We start from the raw sequence: 20,799 nt of genomic DNA, 5'->3' as shown, positions 1-20,799 counted from the left end.
TCGCGAATGTCGCGGCGCGGTTTACAGCTCTACAACAACCGCCTGAGCAGCACGGGTCGCCTTGGCACGCGCAGCCTCGATCGACTCATCCCGCGCCAGCGCCACGCCCATGCGGCGCTGACCATTCACTTCTGGCTTACCAAACAGACGCAACGCCGTGTCCGGTTCGCTCAGCGCAGCGCCGAGGTTGGCGAAGGCGGTCTGAGTCGATTGCCCTTCCACCAGAATCACCGCCGAAGCCGATGGCCCGAATTGACGGATCAGTGGTACCGGCAAACCCAGAATCGCGCGAGCGTGCAACGCGAACTGCGACAGATCCTGGGAAATCAGCGTCACCAGACCGGTGTCATGCGGACGCGGCGAGACTTCGCTGAACCACACCTGATCACCTTTGATGAACAGCTCAACGCCGAACAGGCCACGGCCACCCAGCGCTTCAGTCACCGCTTTGGCAACGCGCTCGGACTCGGCCAAGGCGATCGGGCTCATGGCTTGTGGCTGCCAGGATTCCTGATAGTCGCCCTTCTCCTGACGGTGGCCGACTGGTGCGCAGAAGGTGGTACCGCCGATGTGGCGCACGGTCAGCAGGGTAATTTCGTAGTCGAAATCGATAAAGCCTTCGATGATTACCCGACCTTTGCCGGCACGACCGCCCTCTTGCGCGTAATCCCAGGCTTTCTGCACATCATCGGCGCTGCGCAGCAGGCTCTGGCCTTTGCCCGACGAGCTCATCACCGGTTTGACGACGCAGGGAAAACCCAGATCCTCAACGGCTTTGCTGTAGTCCTCGAAGGTGTCGGCAAAGTGGTACGGCGAGGTCGGCAGGTCCAGCTCTTCAGCAGCCAGACGACGGATGCCTTCGCGGTTCATGGTCAGTTGCGCAGCACGCGCGGTCGGGATCACGGTGAAGCCTTCAGCTTCCAGCTCTACCAGGGTGGCGGTGGCGATGGCTTCGATTTCCGGCACGATGAAGTGCGGCTTTTCGGCTTCGATCACGGCACGCAGGGCGGCGCCGTCGAGCATGTTGATCACGTGGCTACGATGCGCAACTTGCATGGCCGGCGCGTTGGCGTAGCGGTCAACGGCGATCACTTCAACGCCCAGGCGTTGCAACTCGATCACCACTTCCTTGCCCAACTCACCACAGCCACACAGCAATACGCGGGTCGCGGTTGGCGACAATGGAGTTCCGATACGGGTCATCTCAGGTCCTCAAAGAAGCGGATCATCGAGGAAAGCAGCGCCAGACGCGCTTTCCATGGGGAGAAAGCGCGGCATTTTACATGAACCTGAGGGTTTGGCTTCAGCCGGCGACGGCCTGTTTACGATCGCGCCAGGCCATGATCAGCCAGACGGCAGTGACGCCGGCGAATTTCGAAGCCAGTGCGGTGATGATCACCGGCGGCGTCAACAGGTCGATCATGCCGAAGAAGATGAAGGTATCGAGGGGAATGCTCAGTGCCGAGCTGATCCACAAGCGGTCGCGCAATGGCCGTTTGGTGACGCTGAACACCAGCCAGTCGATGATTTCGGAGACCGCGAACGCGGTGGCGCTGGCCAGAGCGATGGACGGATCGGAGGTAACGTAAGACAGCACCAGCGCCGCCAACATCGCCACGAGCGCGCCGTGGCCGAAGCGGGTTTGCACCATGTCGCGCAGCACGAAAACCAGGCCGCCCCAGGCCGACCAGATGATGTCCAGGTGCGGCGCGGTGGAGAAGGCGAAGTTGATCAGCACGACGCTGCTGATGTAGGCGATGAGGAAAATCATGGGGGCGACCTGGCAGATTGGCGCACAGATTACTTGACCAGCAGATCAAGAGCCACCCCCTCACCCCAGCCCTCTCCCCGAGGGGGCGAGGGGGAAAGGGAGCCGATCGGGGGCGTTTCGAAACCTGAGTTCGACTCGGTATGCCAAGTCGGCGTATAGCGTAAGACACCTCGGTCAGTCCCCTCTCCCTCTGGGAGAGGGTTAGGGTGAGAGCATTCTCAAGTCGATCACGACTTCGAAGGGATCATCCACACCAACCCACTCGCCTTCGCCCGCTCATGACACAACCCCAGCACCACGCGGCGCTCGTCGTTGGTCATGCGGCCCCAGCGGGTGATTTCTGCAACCGTACGCTGGCAGCCGGTGCAAATATCATCCTCATCCAGTGCACAGATATTCACGCACGGCGAGGCGACGGGTCTTTCTGTCGTGTTCATTCTTCCTGCTCAACCAGATCGCGCGCATAACGCTGCGAGTTATGCACATAGTGCGCGGCGCTGGCCTCAAGCATCTTTTTCTGCGGTTCGGTCAGCTCACGCACAACCTTGCCCGGCGACCCCATCACCAGCGAACCATCAGGAATTTCCTTGCCTTCGCCGATCAGCGAATTGGCGCCAATGATGCAGTTCTTGCCAATCTTCGCGCCATTGAGAATCACCGCATTGATACCAATCAGACTGTAATCGCCGACGGTGCAGCCATGCAGCATGGCGTTGTGGCCGATGGTCACGCCGGTACCGATGGTCAGCGGAAAACCCATGTCGGTGTGCATCACCGTGCCGTCCTGGACGTTGCTGTTCTTGCCGATCAGGATCAGTTCGTTGTCGCCACGCAGCACGGCGTTAAACCAGACGTTGGCGCCCTCTTCCAGCTTGACCTTGCCCACCAGCACGGCATTGGGGGCGACCCAGCTCTGTGGATGGGTCTCGACACGGGCGTCGCCCAAGCGGTATTTCATCTTGTTTTCCTCAGGGCTCAAGGTGAATGACCGTTCGAACGACGGCTTCAGGTATTGATAAAGCTTTTCGGAGGCTCATGCAGGCTGATCTTGGCGTCATAGAGCAGATTGATCAACTCGACGATCATGATCGCTGTCAGGCCCCAGATCTTGAAATCGCCGTAGCGATAGCTCGGCACGTACCAGCTGCGACCTTGATAGTCGATGCGATGGGTGTGTTCGCGAGGGTCTTTGCGGAAGAATTCCAGCGGCACGCTGAACACGGCGGCGATCTCGGCATCGTTGGCGCGATACTCGACAAAATCGGGGATGACGCCGACATAAGGCGTGACCTTGATGCCGTGCAGGGAAATCAGCGGGCTGAGCGGGCCGATGACTTCGACCAATCCGGGCGGCAAGCCGATTTCTTCTTCGGCTTCACGCAGTGCGGTAAAGATCAGGTCCGGGTCTTCCGGATCGCGGCGCCCACCGGGGAAGGCGACTTCGCCGCCGTGGGTCGAGAGCCCGCTGGCACGCAGGGTCAGCACCAGTTCCGGCTCGTCACTGCGGGTGATCGGCACCAGAACGGCAGCCTCGGGGAAACGTGTGTCAGTCTCCAGCGTGCGCGGTGTGTGGTTGCTTACCCTATGCAGTAGCTCGTCCAGCATGAGTGTTCTCGATCAGTGCCTTACCCTGCATCATGCACCAATCATTGCGAGCGCCCAAGCCCCCGAAACCCGTCGTGTCGCGAAACGACAACTTGCCGACCGACACCGCTGCACGCCAAGATAGGCGCAGCATTCAGGAAGCCCAGCATGAAATTTTGCAGCCACTGCGGTAACCCGGTCACCCAGCGCATTCCCGAAGGCGATTCGCGGCTGCGATTTGTCTGCGACAGCTGTCAGACCATTCACTATCAGAATCCCAATATTGTCGCCGGCTGTGTGCCGACCTGGGGCAGCAAAGTGTTGCTGTGTCGCCGCGCCATCGAGCCGCGCCTCGGTTACTGGACCTTGCCCGCCGGTTTCATGGAGAACGGCGAGACCATTGAGCAGGCCGCCGTGCGCGAGACTGCCGAAGAAGCCTGCGCCCGGGTGCGCAACCTGAGCATCTACACATTGATCGACGTGCCGCACATCAGTCAGGTGCATGTGTTCTTCCGCGCTGAGCTGGTCGATCTGGACTTTGCCGCCGGCCCCGAGAGCCTCGAAGTACAATTATTCGACGAAGCCGACATTCCCTGGGACGAGCTGGCTTTCCGCACAGTGGGGCGTACCTTAGAATGCTTCTTCGCTGATCGGCGTGTTGAGGCATATCCCGTTCGCTCGGAATCGATTCCGCCGCTCGCTCAACCGGTCATTGTTTGATTGCGGCTAGAAGATCAAAAGATCGCAGCCTGCGGCAGCTCCTACACAAAACCTATTTGCGTCACTCCCTGGGGAATCGTTTCAATGCGCTGGTTGCTTGCCCTGTTCTGCCTGTCGTTCGTTACCGTCTCCCAAGCGTCATTCGTGACCACCGTGACGCCTGCGAATACCCCGCTTATCGAGAAGGTCCTGGTACTCAAGTCGGCTCATCAACTGCAGTTGATCGCCGACGGCAAGCCGCTGAAAACGTATCGAATTTCTTTGGGCAAGGGCGCAAAGAAAGGCCCGAAACTGATTGAAGGCGACAAACGCACACCGGAAGGTTTCTATTGGATCGACTGGCGCAAGACCAGCGACAAATTCAATCTGTCGATGCACATCTCCTACCCGAACATCAGCGATTCGGCCCGCGCCAGACGTGAAGGCGTCGAGCCCGGCGGCATGATCATGATTCACGGCACGCCGGATTCGGAAGAAACCCCGGAAGACCTGTTCCACACCCTGGACTGGACTGATGGCTGCGTCGCCATGCGCAACGTTGATATGCGCGAAGTCTGGAATCTGGTGCCGGATGGCACGATGGTCGAAATCCGCCCTTAACCAGCAACCGCTGGTCACCTGCAAAAAAATAAATCAAAAGATCGCAGCCTGCGACAGCGCCTACAAGGGTGATACCACTCTCAACTGTAGGAGCTGCCGCAGGCTGCGATCTTTTGCATTTTATAGCCCACCGTTAATACCACTTCAAACCAACCCCTCCAACACCCGCCATTTCATTGGGTTAACCGCCCATTGCCTACGTTGACATGGTATTCAAGTGGTATTAATTTCCGCTCAACAAGCGAGCCACAACAATCCTATACTCGCGACGGAAATGCCCTACATGAACGACCTCCACGCCCTACGTCCCGATGACTCCCAGCCGACGCCGCTGTACCTGCAATTGGCGCGCAATCTGGAAGCGGCGATCCATGCCGGACAGTGGAAGTCCGAGCAGGCGATGCCCTCTGAACGCAACCTCAGCGAGCAATTGGGCATTTCCCGGGTGACTGCACGCAAAGCGTTGGAAGTTCTCCTCGATCAAGGGCTGATTCGCCGTCTGCAAGGTTCCGGCACCTTCATCACCCCGCGCCTGGAACAACCGCTGTCGCGCCTCTCCGGTTTCAGCGAAATGCTCCGCCTCAAGGGCTTCGTCCCCAGCTCGCAATGGCTGGAACGCGAGATCACCCCACCGACTCACGAAGAACTGATCCGCCTCAGCCTGTCGCCGAACGACAAGGTCGCGCGCATGAAGCGTCTGCGCAAAGCCGATGACACGGTCATGGCCATCGAAATGAGCACCCTGCCCGCCTCGATCATGCCCAAGCCGCAACAGGTCGGTGACTCGCTCTACGAATACCTCGACGGCATCGGCAAACCGATCGTGCGCGCCTTGCAGCACATTCAGGCGATCAACGCCTCGGACGAATTCGCCGCGCTGGTCGGCATCGCACCCGGCACCGCCATGCTGCTGATGACCCGGGTCGGCTACCTCGAAGACAACACGCCGATCGAAGTCACCGACACCTATTGCCGCAACGACTACTACGACTTTGTTGCAGAGCTGCGTCGATAAGCGCAGCCACAAGCGAGAACCAAAATGTCCGAAGACAATATCCTCACCGCCAGCGGCTGGATTCGCGGCCGGCTGGTCCACGAACACGGCAAAGTCGTGTCGATCGAAGGCGTGCCCTGCGATCCGGCCGACAATGATCTGCCCTATCTGCTGCCCGGTTTCATCGATCTGCACGTTCACGGCGGTGGCGGCAAAGACATCATGGAAGGTGCCAGCGCCTTCGAAACCATCACCAAAACCCACGTGCGTTTTGGCACCACTTCGCTGCTGGCCACCACCATGACCGCGCCGAGCGCCGAGATCTCCAGCGTACTGAAAGAAGTCGGAGAATTCTGCAAACAGCGCCCGAAAGGTGCCGCACGAGTGCTCGGTGTCCACCTCGAAGGCCCCTACATCAACCCGGGCAAACTCGGCGCCCAGCCGAACTTTGCCCACACCGCGTTGATGGCCGAAGTCGAAGAATATCTGGCGCTGGCGCCGATCCGCGTGATCACCATCGCCCCGGAAATCGCCGGCCACGACGGTTTGATCCGCGAACTGAGCAGCCGTGGCGTGCGCATGCAAATCGGCCACACCCTCGGCAGTTACGAGGAAGGCGTCGCGGCGCTCGATGCCGGCGCGACCAGTTTCACCCACCTCTACAACGCCATGAGCCCGCTGCATCACCGCGAGCCGGGCATCGTTGGCGCGGCACTGGCCCATGCCAAATTCGCCGAGCTGATCCCTGATTTGTTGCACGTGCATCCCGGCGCCATCCGCGTGGCCCTGCGCTCGATCCCGTGCCTGTATTGCGTCACCGATTCGACCGCTGCCGCCGGCATGCCCGACGGTGAATACAAGCTCGGCAGCCACACCGTGACCAAATGCCTGGGCGGTGTGCGCCTGCCTGACGGCACGTTGGCCGGTAGCACGCTGACCATGGATCAGGCCCTGCGTAACCTGGTGAAGATCGGTTTGCCGATCGCCGAAGCCTCGCAGCGTCTGTCGCAATTCCCCGCCGATTACCTCGGCATCACTGAACGCGGGCGCCTTGCACCTGGCGCCTGGGCCGACTGCGTACGGCTTGATCGCTCACTCACACTGACCGCCGTCATGGTCGAAGGAGAAGACATTGACTTCAAAAATGCTTGAGGAGGCGCTGTCCTCCTTCGAGGCCGTGCAAGCCCAACTGCAACAGCTCGACCCGCAAATGATCGAGATTGCCGGGCGCCTGCGCCGTCAGCCACCGCAAGTGGCGATGACGGTTGCGCGTGGCAGCTCCGACCATGCGGCGAGCTACTTCGCCTACCTGACCATGCAGCAACTGGGTGTACCGGTGGCGTCGTTGCCGATGTCGGTGGTGACCATGCAGCAGGCGCCATTGAAAGTCAGCGGTCAGGTGGCGTTCGCGTTCTCGCAGTCGGGACAGAGTCCGGATCTGGTCAATAGCCTGCGTCTGTTGCGTAAGCGTGGCGCGCTGAGTGTGTCGATGGTCAACGCTGCCGACTCACCATTGGAAGCGGCGTGTGAGTTCAGCGTGCCGCTGCTCGCCGGCACTGAAAGCAGCGTCGCTGCGACCAAGAGTTTTATCGCCACCCTCAGCGCCAGCGCCCGGTTGATCGCGCACTGGAAAGAAGACAACGAATTGCTCGAAGCCGGCAATGCCCTGCCCGAAGGCCTGCGCGAAGCCGCCAAACAGGACTGGAGCGTGGCCATCGAAGCGCTGCGCGATTGCGAGCGTTTGATGGTCATTGGCCGTGGCGCCGGTTTTGCCATCGCTCAGGAAGCGGCGCTGAAATTCAAGGAGACCTCGGCGATTCAGGCCGAAGCGTTCAGCAGCGCCGAAGTCCGTCACGGCCCGATGGCGCTGATCGACGAACACTATCCATTGTTGGTGTTCGCTCCGCGCGGTGCCGAGCAGGCTGGCCTGTTGAGCCTCGCGGCAGAAATGCGTCAACGCGGTGCCCGCGTGCTGCTGGCCGCGCCGGATGACGTGACCGAGCGCGACCTGACCCTGACCCGCGCCGAGCACCCGGCACTCGATCCGATTCTGGCGATCCAGAGCTTTTACGTGATGGCCGCAGGTCTGGCCGTGGCCCGTGGCATGGACCCGGATCAGCCGCGCCACCTGAGCAAAGTAACCCGCACGCACTAACAACTGCTGATTGATGCACAACCCTGTAGGAGCTGCCGCAGGCTGCGATCTTTTGATTTTGATTCACAAAAAACAGGATCAAAAGATCGCAGCCTGCGGCAGCTCCTACAGGGGATATCGAACCGAGATTTAACCGATGAGACCGAGCCATGCACAACAACAATAAAGAGCTGACCCTCAGCGCCCCGCTCAGCGGCCCGGTGCTCACGCTCGCCAAAGTCCCGGACGCGGTGTTCGCCAGCGGCGCGATGGGTGACGGCATCGCCATCGACCCGATCAACGACACCCTGTACTCACCGTGCGCCGGGGTGATCATTCACGTCGCCCGTACCGGCCACGCACTGACCGTACGTGCCGATAACGGCGCGGAAATTCTCCTGCACCTTGGACTCGACACCGTTGAGTTGAACGGCGAAGGTTTTTCGATGCTGGTCAAGGAAGGTGGCCGCGTGACCAAGGGCCAGCCGTTGTTGCGCTACGACCTCGACAAGGTCGGCCAACAGTGCAAAAGCCTCGTCAGCCTGTTGATCCTGACCAATAGCCAGGATTTTCAGGTACGCCCGATCACGCTGAAAGCGGTGAAGGTTGGCGAGCCGTTGTTGCACATTGTTGCGCGCAACAGCGTGGCGGCGAATGTTGCGGAGGTCGGCGGGCCAGAGGTTCATGGTCATGTGTTGGTGGCTCATCGCGGTGGTTTGCATGCGCGCCCGGCGGCATTGATTCGTCAGACTGCGCAAGGTTTCAAAAGCCAGTCGCAACTGCACTTCGCCGGTAAATCGGCGCCGTGCAACAGCCTGATCGGTTTGATGGGCCTGGCGGTTGGCGAGCAGGATGAAGTGCAGGTCAGCTGTCAGGGGCCGGATGCCGAGGCGGCGCTGCAAGCGTTACTCACGGCGCTGGCTACGGCGTTGCCGGAAGCTCATCACGCGGCGGCACCGGCAAGTGCTGCGCCTCTCAAACGCCCGGCCGAAGCGGGTGTGCTGCACGGGGTGTGCGCCGCGCCGGGATTCGTCGGTGGCCCGCTGTTCCGCTTGAACGCGATCAGTTTGCCGGTGGATACGGGCAATCACGATCCGCTGCAACAACAGCAGGTGCTTGAAGTTGCGCTGATGCAGGTGCGTAGTGAAATCGACGGCACCCTCGCCCAAGCGAAAAAGCACAAAAATGCCGATGAAGAAGCAATCTTTGCCGCGCATCTGGCGTTGCTTGAGGACCCGGCGCTGCTCGACGCGGCACAGCAATACATCGAACAAGGCAGTGCGGCGACTCACGCCTGGAGCCAGTCGATTGATGTGCAGTGCGAAGTGCTGCAACACACCGGCAGCGCGCTGCTGGCTGAACGCGCCAATGATCTGCGCGACCTCAAACAACGCGTGTTACGCGCGTTGCTCGGCGAAGCATGGAATTACGACGTACCGGCCGGTGCCATTGTTGCCGCACATGAACTGACGCCTTCGGATCTTCTGCAACTCAGCGCCCAAGGTGTCGCCGGGTTGTGCATGGCCGAGGGTGGCGCGACTTCGCATGTGGCGATTCTCGCTCGCGGTAAAGGTCTGCCGTGCATGGTGGCGCTGGGTTCGGCGCTGCTTGATCAGCCGCAAGGTCAATCGGTGGTGCTCGACGCCGACGGTGGTCGTCTGGAACTGACGCCAAACGCTGAGCGCCTGGGTGAAGTCAAGCAGGCACAAATCGAGCGCCAGCAACGTCGCGACGCGCAGCAGGCCAAAGCTCACTTGCCGGCCGAGACGCGAAATGGCGTGCACATCGAAGTGGTCGCCAATGTCGCCTCCAGCGGTGAAGCGGCAGATGCCTTTGCCAATGGTGCCGATGGTGTCGGTCTGCTGCGAACCGAGTTTTTGTTCGTTGATCGCCAGACCGCTCCGGACGTCGAAGAACAGCGCAGCGCTTACCAGGCAGTGATCGATGCGATGGGCGACAAGTCGGTGATCATCCGCACCATCGACGTCGGCGGTGACAAACAACTGGATTACCTGCCGCTGCCCATCGAAGCCAACCCGGTGCTCGGGCTGCGCGGCATTCGTCTGGCGCAGGCCCGTCCGGAAATTCTCGATCAGCAACTGCGCGCGCTGCTGCAAGTCAGCCCACTGCGCCGCTGCCGGATCCTGTTGCCGATGGTCACTGAAGTGGATGAACTGTTGCACATCCGCCAACGCGTCGATGCGTTGTGCCTGGAACTCGGCGTGAGCCAACGCCCGGAAATCGGCGTGATGATCGAGGTCCCCGCCGCCGCACTGCAAGCCGAACAACTCGCCGAACACGCCGACTTCCTCTCGATCGGCACTAACGATTTGTCGCAATACACCTTGGCCATGGACCGCGACCACGCAGGTCTGGCCGCCCGGGTCGACGCCCTGCACCCGGCGCTGTTGCGCCTGATCGCAATGACCTGCGAAGGCGCGGCGGTGCACAAACGTTGGGTCGGTGTGTGCGGCGCCCTCGCCTCCGATCCGCTGGCCACTGCGGTGTTGATCGGCCTGGGCGTCACCGAACTGTCGGTCAGCCCGGTGCAGATCGGCGAAATCAAGGATCGCGTGCGCCAGGTGCACGAAGCCGAATGCCAGCGCCTCAGCCGCGACCTGCTCAAGCTGAGCAGCGCCGCCGCCGTGCGCCACGCCTGTCATCAACATTGGCCTCTGCGCTAACAAAAACAACAAGGACAAACGCCATGTATCAACTCTTCATCGAAGGTCTGCAACGCCTCGGCCGCGCGCTGATGCTGCCGATCGCGATCCTGCCGATTGCCGGCCTGCTGCTGCGCCTGGGTGACACCGACCTGCTGAACATCGCGATCATCCACGACGCCGGCCAGGTGATTTTCGCCAACCTGGCGATGATCTTCGCCATCGGCATCGCCGTCGGTTTCGCCAAGGACAACAACGGCACCGCCGGTCTGGCCGGGGTGATCGGTTATCTGGTGATGATCTCCACGCTCAAGGTGCTCGATGCGAGCATCAACATGGGCATGCTCGCCGGGATCGTCAGCGGCCTGATGGCCGGCGCGCTGTACAACCGCTTCAAGGACATCAAGCTGCCGGAGTACCTGGCGTTCTTTGGTGGCCGACGCTTTGTGCCGATTGTCACCGGTTTTGCGGCGGTCGGTCTGGGCGTGGTGTTCGGCTATATCTGGCCGCCGATCCAGCACGGCATCAACGCCTTCGGTGCGCTGATGATGGAAAGCGGCAGCCTCGGCGCGTTCGTGTTTGGCGTGTTCAACCGCCTGCTGATCGTCACTGGCCTGCACCACATCCTCAACAACATGGCGTGGTTTGTGTTCGGCAATTTCACCGATCCAACCACGGGTGCGCTGGTGACGGGCGACCTGTCGCGCTACTTCGCCGGTGATCCGAAGGGCGGCCAATTCATGACCGGCATGTTCCCGATGATGATCTTCGGTTTGCCGGCGGCGTGTCTGGCGATGTACCGCAATGCGCTGCCGGAACGCCGCAAGGTGATGGGCGGGATTTTCCTGTCGATGGCGCTGACCTCGTTTTTGACCGGGGTGACTGAACCGATCGAATTCGCCTTCATGTTCTTGGCGCCGCTGTTGTATCTGCTGCATGCACTGCTGACCGGGTTGTCGATGGCGATTACCAATGCGCTGAACATTCACCTCGGCTTCACCTTCTCCGGCGGCTTCATCGACATGGTGCTGGGTTGGGGCCGCTCGACCAATGGCTGGTTGGTGATACCGGTCGGGCTGGCCTATGCCGTGGTGTATTACGCCGTGTTTGATTTCTGTATTCGTCGCTTCAATCTGAAGACGCCGGGTCGCGAAGATGTGGCGGTGAGTGAAAAAACCGTACTTACGGAAAACGAACGCGCCAGTGCTTACATCAAAGCGCTGGGCGGAGCGGAGAATTTGCTCACTGTCGGCGCCTGCACAACGCGATTGCGCCTGGAGATGGTAGATCGCAACAAGGCGTCGGATGCGGAGCTGAAAGCGCTGGGTGCGATGGCGGTTGTGCGCCCGGGCAAGGGTGGGAGTTTGCAGGTTGTGGTCGGACCGATGGCGGACAGCATTGCCGATGAGATTCGCCTGGCGATGCCTTCTCTGGGACGTGCCGTTCTGCTTGAAACGGCTGCTGTAGCTGATGAACCGAACGTTGTGGCCGTTGCCGGTTCCGAAGCGCAGCAATGGCTGACCGCGTTGGGCGGCGGCGACAATGTGCTGCAACTGGATTGCATTGCGATGACGCGGATTCGCCTGCAATTGGCGGATGGCAAGGCGTTGTCCGAGGCGCAGTTGAAAGACCTGGGATGCCATGGCGTAAGCCAATTGGAGGGCGGGGTCTGGCATTTGCTAGTGGGGGATAAGGCGGCGAGTTTGAGTGGGGCGTTGGAAAGCCTGGTCAATCGTAGTGAGGTTAGTGCCAAGGTTTAATCGAAACAAAAAAACCGGCTTAGGCCGGTTTTTTATTGCCGATAAATCGGCTCAGGATGAATGCTGCTGCGCTTGATAATGGCGGGTCTGATATGGAGGGCTTCTGACGAGAGTGTCTAACGCGGATGAGAGGACGTGAGCGTCATCCAGCTTCGGCATCTGCTTTCTCCAGATAGTCTTGCAGCTTAGATAGAAGAGCTTCGCGAGCAGGCTCGCTCCCACAGTTTTGACTATGTTGAGGCTTTAAGAAAATGGTTGCCTGTCAGGCCGCCATCGCTGGCAAGCCAGGCTCCCACAGGTTGCGCATTGTTCTCATTGTGGGAACCAGCCTGCTGGCGATGAACGATGACGCGATCGTCAGGTTTGTGGATCGACTCGATCCAGCGCCCGGTTTACCGCGAGTTCGGCGAGCATGATGATTTGCTGGATACCTAGCGCGGTGCTGCGCTGCAGGCCGGTTAGCTCATTGGCAAAGTTGCTGGTAGCAGCGCTTGCCGAGGCTAACGATTCGCAGGCGTGAGCGAGCAGACTTTCGGTGTCGACCTCTGGGCAGACCATGAACATGGTGCTCGGTCGGCGGGGCTTTGCGGGTTCGGGGCACAGGTAGAAGTCGAGGGCGCGTTTGATGGCTTCGCGGTTTCGGGCCTGGTCTTCGGCGCGGAGGACTTCTTCGAGTGGGGTGATGGTTTCGGGGGGTGGGTCGGGAATTAGCTTGTCCAAAATTCAACTCCTGCTACTGCAAGTGAGGATGCCATCGTTCGCCGGATCTCACGCGGCGAAGAGGTGGCAGCTATGTGCAGGGTGAGATCCACCGGAGCAGGCAACCGGCCAGACCGAAGTCTGCCCGCACACAGCCGCCATAAAACAGGCAGCAGATTGAGCTGGCGCCAATTATCGTGGTGTTGGCGCTAGTTGCAAGCATTCCGGGGATCTCACGCCCGGTCGCTGAATTGGCAGCGACAGCCAAAGACTAGAGACCCGACGTCCGACGGACAACCTGAAAACCTTGTGGGAAGGTTCTGGCTATTCGACACATCATTAAACAGCCAAAAGCAAACCCTCACCCTAGCCCTCTCCCAGAGGGAGAGGGGACTGACCGAGGTGTTCGGGCGAGATACACCGACGTGATATACCGAGCCGAACTCAGGTTTTGAAAAGCCCATAAATCCTTCCTCTGCCTCCCCTAGCCGAACTCAGTTTCGCCCCCACAAATCGCCCCCCTCTCTCCGCACCAAACTCGGCTTGAATAGCACACAAATCGGCGCCCTCCGGAGAAGGCTGGGCGGGCGGCGTTCCGATGAGGGGCGAATCCAGCACAAAACCCAAGTCGACCACACACCACTCAAACAGGATGAGCGCCAGCTCGGCTGCGGCTTTTGATCTTGATCGACCGGCCCCGTCGGCAGGCTGAGTGGAGGGATTTATCCGGGGGTGGGAGCGCAGCGACCGTTTGGCGCAGCCAAATGCATCGAGAGGAGGTGCAGCGAAGCAAACCGTAGGCGATGCGCCCGGATGAATTCCGGAGCGAAGGAACCCCGAGCTTTAGCGAGCGGGCCGAACGTTGGGGCAAGCATTTGGGTTACCTTTTCGGCGTTTGGAAAAGGTGACCCGCCGTATGGGCGGAACCTTAAGCCGCCGTTACCACAGCAACGGATATGTACCCATGAATCCTGAGCGACACACAACACCAGGCGCGCTGGCGTTGTTCAATACATATGTACCACCATCACCACTGCCACCCTCGACATGCTGAAGACTCTTCCAACCAGCATGGAGGCTGTGCCGATGAGCACTTCCACTCTCCCCACGTTCGAAGAGATCCGAAGCGATCTCAACCAGATCGGCCATGATCTTTTCAAGATCGAGACCCCGCTGCTTTCTGAACAGCCACCGACGGCCGAGCAGGTCTACCTGAAGCACCTGAACGGGCAGTTGAAAAACTACCGCGAACACTTCCTCCAGCGCAGCCGCGTGCTTTATCAGGCGCTGGAAACCAGCGACCTGCACAGCGACGAAGGAAAGAAGCTGATTGCGACGCTCAAGATCAGACTCAACACGCAATTGATCAACATGGATCTTCGCGATCTGATCGATGACAAACCGGCCAGAATCTTCTTGAAGGACGACGCCGGCGTCACTGCCATTGGCCACGAGGCGCGGCAGGCCGTCAAGGATCGCCTGCTCCCTCCTGAAGCCGGTGTGCTTGTGGAAAAAACCGCACTGGGACCGATGCTGCGTCCGGCCATGTACGCTTTGCAGTTCAGCTACCAGGGTGTCACCGTCGAGCTGGCCGGGGCTTTTGTCGTCACTGAAAAGGACAGCCACCGGGTCAGCGACCTGCTGACAGACCAGAGCGTCGGCTATGTTGTGTTGTACACGCCGGCAAGAGGTCTCGAGTACTTCGACTCGCTGGCAGACCTCGATAGCCAATTGCTTGATGACTTCAAACACGCCACCGGCCATGACGGATTCAGGCGAATGCTGCCGACGCGTTATCACAACGTCGGCGCAGCCGGGATCTGGCCGCTGCAACTGTCGCCGATCGACAGCAAGCCCTTGTTTGAACACACCTACGAGACGTTGATCGACAAACGCACGCAGGATATCGAACGCGCATTGAGCTTCGACGACAATCCGCAACGAGACGCTTCCCGACTGCTCATGGCCCTGGACCGGGCCATTGCCGGAGCACTGCCGGATCTCACTCAGCGCCTGGAATTGAAAGCGCAAACCTTGTTCGAACGCCACCTGCGCAACAGTGCACCGGACTGGTATCGCAGCGCCAGCGCAACGAAGCAGACCGAACTGGCACAGCTGGCTGGCGACTATCATCAGGCACGGCAAAAGCTGCTCGATCTGATGGGACCGGTGGTCAGCCTGATGGCGCTGGCCCGGCAACAGTGGCTTGAGCGCCTCAGTGACGACCTGGAAATCGATGATCTGGAACCACAAAACCTGCAGATCAGCACGCAACGTCGGGTCGCCGGGTACGGTGTTTTCGAGCACCAGCGCAACCTGCTCGAGCTGTCCTTGCGCGGACCGCATACCGGGGATGAATTGTCCGGTTCGGAGTACCTCAGCTATACCACCCTCACTTACAACGACGCGCCCTTACCGGAGTCCTACGCGGACGTGACACCGGCATGGCTGGTCGAGCAAGCGCTGATCCTGCAGCCTCGCGTCGACTTCAATCACTTGCAGAAAGAGATGCACGCACGGCCCGCCATCAGACCCGCCATCGAGCACATGCTGGATCAACGGATCCTCGCGCTGGCGTATACGGCGATGCTGCAAGGCCATCTGCTCGAGAGTGATCTGCAACTGATCCGGGATTTGCGCAGCGGCAGCAACTCACGCTTGCGTGGCGCAACATTGTCCCTGCACGGCGCACAACTTCAGGATTTGTGGGTACTGCGTCAAAGCAACAGCGCGGGCGCCATCACCCGTGTATTGCTCTGCACGCCACAAGCACCGCGAGAGCGGCAGTTCCAGGCGTTCACCAGCGAACTCGAATGCCAGACCCACATCTTGAGTTGGGCCAGCCACAGCGATGACGCCGACAGCATGGCCGGGTATCTGATCAGCCGGGCACCGATGCGTTTTCGCCAGAGCCTGCACAAAGTGCTCTCCGGCCTGAGCCTCAAGCCTGAGGACCACGAGCATAAAAAGGTCACCTTCGAAAGCACCGGCAATCATGTCGTCTGCCTGCGGGCGATGGCAGATCACGTGTTGGCCACGCGGCTCGACGACTATGACTTCAGCACGCCAATGTGGTATCGAACGACCACAGTAGCCAACCGCAGAAAGCTCTCGACACTGACCGAAGAGGCCGAAGGTGCGTTGCAGGCATTCGATAAACACAAGCTGGCGGATAGCCGCTTCCCGACGTTTGAAGCGTTCCTGCATGAACAGGCAAAAAAAAGCCTGAACCAATTGCTCAAGCGCCCGGCAAACGATGTTGACCCGGATACGGTATGGGCCTACTCGCCGCTTTCCATTGTGCGCTCGTCGACACCAGCGCCCTTGAGTTATACCCGGTTGTTCCGCGATGGATATGCTGACGGGATCGGCTTTCTCGATGAAAAGTTTTCCCGCTCGGCGCGTTTCAAAGGCCCTGCGGGCATCGATATCAGCAACCTGACTGCGCAGAATGTTGCGCGATCAGTCACCGGGGTCTGGATCGGCGAACGGTACACCGCCAAGGTCAAAAAGGATCTGCAAAGCCCGACCAGTGAGGGCTACGATTTCCGGCGCAACACCACGCTGGCCATTACCCAGCGCCAGATGAAAAGCGCCGCGCTGGAATGCCGTCTGCAAGGCCATATCGCCAGCAGCGATCTGACATGGCTTGAGCAAAGCATCGACAGCATGGGCGACACATCGCAGCAGCGGCAAAAAAACTATCCGATCCACCGACTGATGATCGACGGTGAATGGGTGCTCGACAACTGGCTGTTCAGCCATGAGAAAAATCCGCCGTTGCTCTACACCCCTGGTGCTCCCGATGGCGTCGGCTTTCGCGAAGCCAGACTGTTCAATTATCTCCTGAAGCAGCAGGACGGCATGGTCGAGTACTTCACCCGGCGCGTGGGCGTGGCATCTCAGAGCAGAGTTCGAGACTTCCTCGAAGACGTCAAAAAAAACCTGCCCAAGGACCTCAACAGAACCACGCCCAGCCCTGCACGTTACGACTCGATCCACGCGGTGGAGCCCGTCAGCGACCTGCGTCAGGGTTTATACAACATGAAATTGCAGCGCAAGATCGACGACGTTCAGGCCACCACAACCAGCCGCCTCGAGATGATCTCCGGACTGGCGTGGATGTGTGTCGAATGGTTCACCGCCATCGCCACCGCGCCGTTTCCACTGCTGAGTCTGAGCACCGGCCTGTTGCTGGCATTCAAGGACGCCATGCTGGCCCTGCACGCCTATCGACAGGGTGAAAACACCGAAGCCTTCAGACATTTTCTCGGTTATCTGTTCAACAGTGCAGGCGCGGTACTGACCGACCTGCGTCCCGCCCTGCGTTCACTCAACCCCTTCAACCGCCCTCTACGCCTGACCGCCGGCCGCGCTGGCAACGAGCAAGCGCGTGTCATGGCCCTGGTCGATCAACTTGAGCCCGACCCGCTGTCGTCGGGCATGCGACCGGTGGTCTACAGTGGTCAGACCCTATGGGCATCGAATCAGACCGATGCCATCGGTCGTTACTTGCTGTATCGCCGCGACCCGGAAACCGGCAGATTTCTATCGACCACCATTCTGGCCGTACCCAACTCCGACGGCGTGATGATGCGCAGTGGCGTTTCCGGCGGTGCGCCGAAATTCGAACCCGTGCCAGAGACGCCCGGCCCGCACAAGGACTATGGCATGCCGCCCAAATACCGGGACCGAATCGAAACGGCGATGAATCCGCAAACGCGAGAGGAAATTCTCATGCGCGGCCAGGATTACATGGGCACCTCGCCGCAACTGACAATGATCGGAGTGATCGAAGGACTGGCCTCCACGCGCAAGGTCTACCTGGAAAGGGTCGAACAACTGACCCAGGATGCGAGGCTTCATTTTGTCGGCTGGCGTTCGGTCCCGCGCGCCGCCGTACCCGCTGTCGAACCCGCCACGACGTTTCCACAATTGATCGCGAGCGACGCGTTTGCCGGCAAAAATCTGGTTATCGGTGCCCTGCCGGGATCCATCGCCAGCAAACAGACATTGATCACCTTCATGGATGCGCTGGTCGACAGTGGTTTCAAGCGCATCTATGTGGAATATCTACCGGGTGACGTCTTCCCTCTCAAACTGGAAAAATTCAACAAGGGCAAATCCTGGCGCCACATCAAACGCCATCTGAAAGCCGTCGACAAGGCCTTGGGCCACGGCCCCGACACCCCCTTCTCGTACGTGGCCCTGGTGCGCACGGCTCGGGAAAAGGGTTTGAAAGTCAACACACTGGACGCCTCTACCAGCTATCAAGTAGAGCATGCCTTGGTGATGGCCGACGTCTCGCCATTGACCCCACGCGGCAACGACATCAGAAATTTCTACTCGCACAAGACCCTCGCCGCCGATATTGCCGACGCGCCTGAAGAGCGCTGGATCGCCCTGACTGACCAGACGCGCATGACCACGTTTGACAATACGCCGGGGCTGGCCGACCTGCACGACGCCGTCGCTGTTCGCATCGAGGATCTCGCACCGGGTCAGCCAGCACGCATTGGCGTGGATTCACCCGGGCACATCGGCGGCGATGCCGCGGCCAAGGGCGATTATCACGTGGCACTGCCGACGTCATACAAGGCCCGTCAACCGCTACCTCAGCTTGCGGAGACTGCCGGCCCCAGCACCGGACACTTCAGCGACTTTGATATACCGACGTCGATGCGCGCCGACATTATTCAAATGCGCGGCGCGCGCCACTCATTGGATCCCCGCTACCGTCCGCCAGGTCAAACGCAGGGGCAGGCATACGATGCCTTCATTGCCAAACGCGAACGCCTGGAGAAGGCGGCGAGCGATACCTTCACCGACTTCACACCACCCCGCGCCGTCACGTTGCCGCAGATTGTCGATGGCAGCGATTTCGATGTGTTTTTAAAACAAGTGGCCGACAGTCGTTTGAATCTGTTGATCGGAGAGGGGCATGCCCACGTATCAAGCAAGGCGGCGCTGAAAAAATACATGCAGGCGTTCAAGGAGGCCGGGTACGAAACGCTGTATATGGAGCACCTGATGACCGATCTGCACCAGTTCGAACTGGATGTTTTTTATCGCACCCAGCGTATGCCCGAGGGGCTCAACGCCTTCCTGCTAGAGCAGGACCGCGGCCACATGCCTCACTACTTCGGTAACGATACATATACGGAGGTGGTTCAGGCCGCTGCCAAATATAAAGTGCGTATCAGGGCACTCGATTGCACCGCCAGCTACCATCTCAAAGGGGTGGATGACCCGCGCCTGTCACGCAACGAGATGTTCAGCTATTTCGCCACCCGAGTGATCGAAGCCGATCAATTGGCACACGGGCCGCACAAATGGGTCGCCTTTATTGGCAGTGCGCACACCAATTACAACCTTGGCGTACCTGGGCTGGCCGAGACGCTCGGGGCCGTGAGCGTCCATATACGTGATACCGCACCTGAACTGGCTAGCGGTATCCGACGCGGGGTATGGGAAGTCACAGAGGCTGCCTCCATTCCTGCCTCCAATTCTGGTATTCAGGCGTTACGCGCCGATTTCCTGATGGAAGTCGCTGTTCCCGGCACGAGCAGGCCCCGGCCGATTGTATCTCCTGATCGGAGCAAGTTGACCCAGTCCGGACACTTCCTGATCGAACGTCCCGGCACGACCGAAGCCCGACTGGTGCACAAGTCAAACAGCGGCGACATCGTTACCACGCCGATCCAGGTGGATGACAAAGGTCTGTTTTACATTGAACGATGGGAGAAGCAGGATCTGCGCTTCAAACATCTGAAGTCGCTGATCGATATGCTCAAGGAGGAAAAGAATCTGACGGCCGTTGGATAAAATTCCCGCAACAAAAAACCCGCTGAGATCACTCTCAGCGGGTTTCCTGTTTCAGCAGCGAGGAAGATCAGAAATCTTCCAGCCGCCACACCTCATAAGCCGGTGTCTCGTAGGGATGACTGAGCTTCAACGCCGCCACAACAGCAACGATCAATTCATCTGCCACCACAAGCTCGACCTTCCATTCCTCAACCCGCTCAACCTGCCCCGCCTCGCCAATAAACGGCTGACTGCCGTCCAAAGGTCGAAACTGGCCCAGACCGAGCACATGCCACGCACAGTGGTCATAGTCACCGATCCGCCCACCACCGGCAGCGAACACAGCGCCTTTGACCACTTCGACATGACTGTCAGGAACAAAAAAGGCGAGCTTGTACACAGGCCTTAGTTCACCCAGACGCGCGCGTTACGGAACATGCGCATCCACGGTGCATCTTCGTTCCAGTCCTCCGAACGCCACGAGTTCTGCACCGCGCGGAACACACGCTCCGGGTGCGGCATCATGATCGTCACACGGCCATCACGGCTGGTGAGACCGGTAATCCCGCGCGGCGAACCGTTCGGGTTGGCCGGATAACGCTCGGTGACCTTGCCATGGTTGTCGACGAAACGCATCGCCACGCAACCGGACAGATCGGCTTCCAGCAGGGCTTCTTCGCTGGAGAACTCGGCGTGACCTTCACCGTGAGCGATGGCGATCGGCATACGCGAACCGGCCATGCCCTGCAGGAAGATCGAGTTCGATTCCTGGATCTGCACCATCGCCACACGCGCTTCGAACTGCTCGGAGCGGTTACGCACGAAGTGCGGCCAGAACTCGCTGCCCGGGATCAGCTCATGCAGGTTGGACATCATCTGGCAACCGTTGCACACGCCGAGGGTGAAGCTGTCGTTACGCTCGAAGAAACCCTGGAACGCATCGCGGGCACGGCTGTTGAACAATGCCGACTTGGCCCAGCCTTCACCGGCGCCGAGCAGTGGTCAGACTCCGTTGTACTGACACCAATCTCCGCTGGAAAGCCCGTTGAGTTTGCAATTCCGAAAGCGCA

The 20,799-nt window shown here is 59.8% G+C and carries 15 protein-coding genes and 1 pseudogene; 8 read left to right on the top strand and 8 right to left on the bottom strand.

Annotated features, from left to right (window positions below):
- Window positions 1-21 precede the first annotated feature (21 nt).
- From purT to ACIF4X_RS27225, 5 genes are all read right to left on the bottom strand, one after another.
- Window positions 22-1,203 carry a formate-dependent phosphoribosylglycinamide formyltransferase gene (gene purT, locus ACIF4X_RS27245; protein ID WP_102900595.1) on the bottom strand — a complete coding sequence of 394 codons (1,182 nt, stop codon included), beginning with the start codon at window positions 1,201-1,203 and terminating at the stop codon, window positions 22-24.
- A 100-nt stretch (window positions 1,204-1,303) separates the two neighbouring features.
- Window positions 1,304-1,771 (bottom strand): preQ0 transporter, encoded by a 468-nt coding sequence (locus ACIF4X_RS27240; protein WP_397484448.1) that lies wholly within the window; start codon window positions 1,769-1,771, stop codon window positions 1,304-1,306.
- Window positions 1,772-1,998: 227 nt separating this feature from the next.
- Window positions 1,999-2,208, bottom strand: a complete 210-nt coding sequence (locus ACIF4X_RS27235) for a DUF1289 domain-containing protein (protein ID WP_397484447.1) — start codon at window positions 2,206-2,208, stop codon at window positions 1,999-2,001.
- Window positions 2,205-2,729 carry a gamma carbonic anhydrase family protein gene (locus ACIF4X_RS27230; RefSeq protein ID WP_034154816.1) on the bottom strand — a complete coding sequence of 175 codons (525 nt, stop codon included), beginning with the start codon at window positions 2,727-2,729 and terminating at the stop codon, window positions 2,205-2,207. Before ACIF4X_RS27230 ends, ACIF4X_RS27235 begins: the two co-directional genes overlap by 4 nt.
- 47 nt (window positions 2,730-2,776) lie before the next feature.
- Window positions 2,777-3,376 carry a CoA pyrophosphatase gene (locus ACIF4X_RS27225; protein WP_397484446.1) on the bottom strand — a complete coding sequence of 200 codons (600 nt, stop codon included), beginning with the start codon at window positions 3,374-3,376 and terminating at the stop codon, window positions 2,777-2,779.
- A gap of 147 nt (window positions 3,377-3,523) precedes the next feature.
- Here ACIF4X_RS27225 and ACIF4X_RS27220 point away from each other — a divergent pair, with 147 nt between their 5' ends.
- The 7 genes from ACIF4X_RS27220 to nagE all read left to right on the top strand — a co-directional run bounded on the left by ACIF4X_RS27220 (window position 3,524) and on the right by nagE (window position 12,226).
- Window positions 3,524-4,075 (top strand): NUDIX hydrolase, encoded by a 552-nt coding sequence (locus ACIF4X_RS27220; protein WP_397484445.1) that lies wholly within the window; start codon window positions 3,524-3,526, stop codon window positions 4,073-4,075.
- Window positions 4,076-4,159: 84 nt separating this feature from the next.
- A complete protein-coding gene (locus ACIF4X_RS27215) occupies window positions 4,160-4,675 on the top strand; it encodes a murein L,D-transpeptidase family protein (RefSeq protein ID WP_077571251.1) in 516 nt (171 codons plus the stop codon).
- Between the two features lie 283 nt (window positions 4,676-4,958).
- Window positions 4,959-5,690 (top strand): GntR family transcriptional regulator, encoded by a 732-nt coding sequence (locus ACIF4X_RS27210; protein ID WP_397484444.1) that lies wholly within the window; start codon window positions 4,959-4,961, stop codon window positions 5,688-5,690.
- A 24-nt stretch (window positions 5,691-5,714) separates the two neighbouring features.
- Window positions 5,715-6,821, top strand: a complete 1,107-nt coding sequence (nagA, locus tag ACIF4X_RS27205) for an N-acetylglucosamine-6-phosphate deacetylase (RefSeq protein ID WP_397484443.1) — start codon at window positions 5,715-5,717, stop codon at window positions 6,819-6,821.
- Window positions 6,802-7,824, top strand: a complete 1,023-nt coding sequence (locus ACIF4X_RS27200) for an SIS domain-containing protein (protein ID WP_397484442.1) — start codon at window positions 6,802-6,804, stop codon at window positions 7,822-7,824. Before nagA ends, ACIF4X_RS27200 begins: the two co-directional genes overlap by 20 nt.
- Before the next feature lie 149 nt (window positions 7,825-7,973).
- Complete coding sequence (gene ptsP / locus ACIF4X_RS27195; protein WP_397484441.1) at window positions 7,974-10,487, top strand: phosphoenolpyruvate--protein phosphotransferase; 2,514 nt, start codon at window positions 7,974-7,976, stop codon at window positions 10,485-10,487.
- A gap of 23 nt (window positions 10,488-10,510) precedes the next feature.
- Entirely contained in the window at window positions 10,511-12,226 is a 1,716-nt protein-coding gene (gene nagE, locus ACIF4X_RS27190) for an N-acetylglucosamine-specific PTS transporter subunit IIBC (RefSeq protein WP_397484440.1), read from the top strand.
- Window positions 12,227-12,583: 357 nt separating this feature from the next.
- Here the strand turns inward: nagE and ACIF4X_RS27185 are convergent, their stop codons facing one another.
- Complete coding sequence (locus tag ACIF4X_RS27185) at window positions 12,584-12,946, bottom strand: DUF6124 family protein (RefSeq protein WP_397484439.1); 363 nt, start codon at window positions 12,944-12,946, stop codon at window positions 12,584-12,586.
- 1,065 nt (window positions 12,947-14,011) lie between these two features.
- On the opposite strand from ACIF4X_RS27185, the gene ACIF4X_RS27180 reads away from it, so the two are divergent.
- On the top strand, window positions 14,012-19,750 hold the full coding sequence (locus ACIF4X_RS27180; RefSeq protein WP_397484438.1) for a toxin: 5,739 nt from the start codon (window positions 14,012-14,014) through the stop codon (window positions 19,748-19,750).
- Between the two features lie 67 nt (window positions 19,751-19,817).
- On the opposite strand, the gene ACIF4X_RS27175 is transcribed toward ACIF4X_RS27180, so the two are convergent.
- On the bottom strand, window positions 19,818-20,129 hold the full coding sequence (locus ACIF4X_RS27175; RefSeq protein ID WP_397484437.1) for an NGG1p interacting factor NIF3: 312 nt from the start codon (window positions 20,127-20,129) through the stop codon (window positions 19,818-19,820).
- Between the two features lie 5 nt (window positions 20,130-20,134).
- Window positions 20,135-20,728: pseudogene (locus ACIF4X_RS27170) on the bottom strand (phosphoribosylformylglycinamidine synthase subunit PurQ); the annotation flags it as partial.
- Between the last annotated feature and the right edge of the window lie 71 nt (window positions 20,729-20,799).

It is taken from the genome of Pseudomonas sp. NPDC085632 (genome assembly GCF_044541255.1).
In the GTDB taxonomy this organism is placed as follows: domain Bacteria; phylum Pseudomonadota; class Gammaproteobacteria; order Pseudomonadales; family Pseudomonadaceae; genus Aquipseudomonas.
The sequence above is the reverse complement of the archived record's forward strand: the minus strand, read 5'-3'. Positions and strand labels throughout refer to the sequence as shown.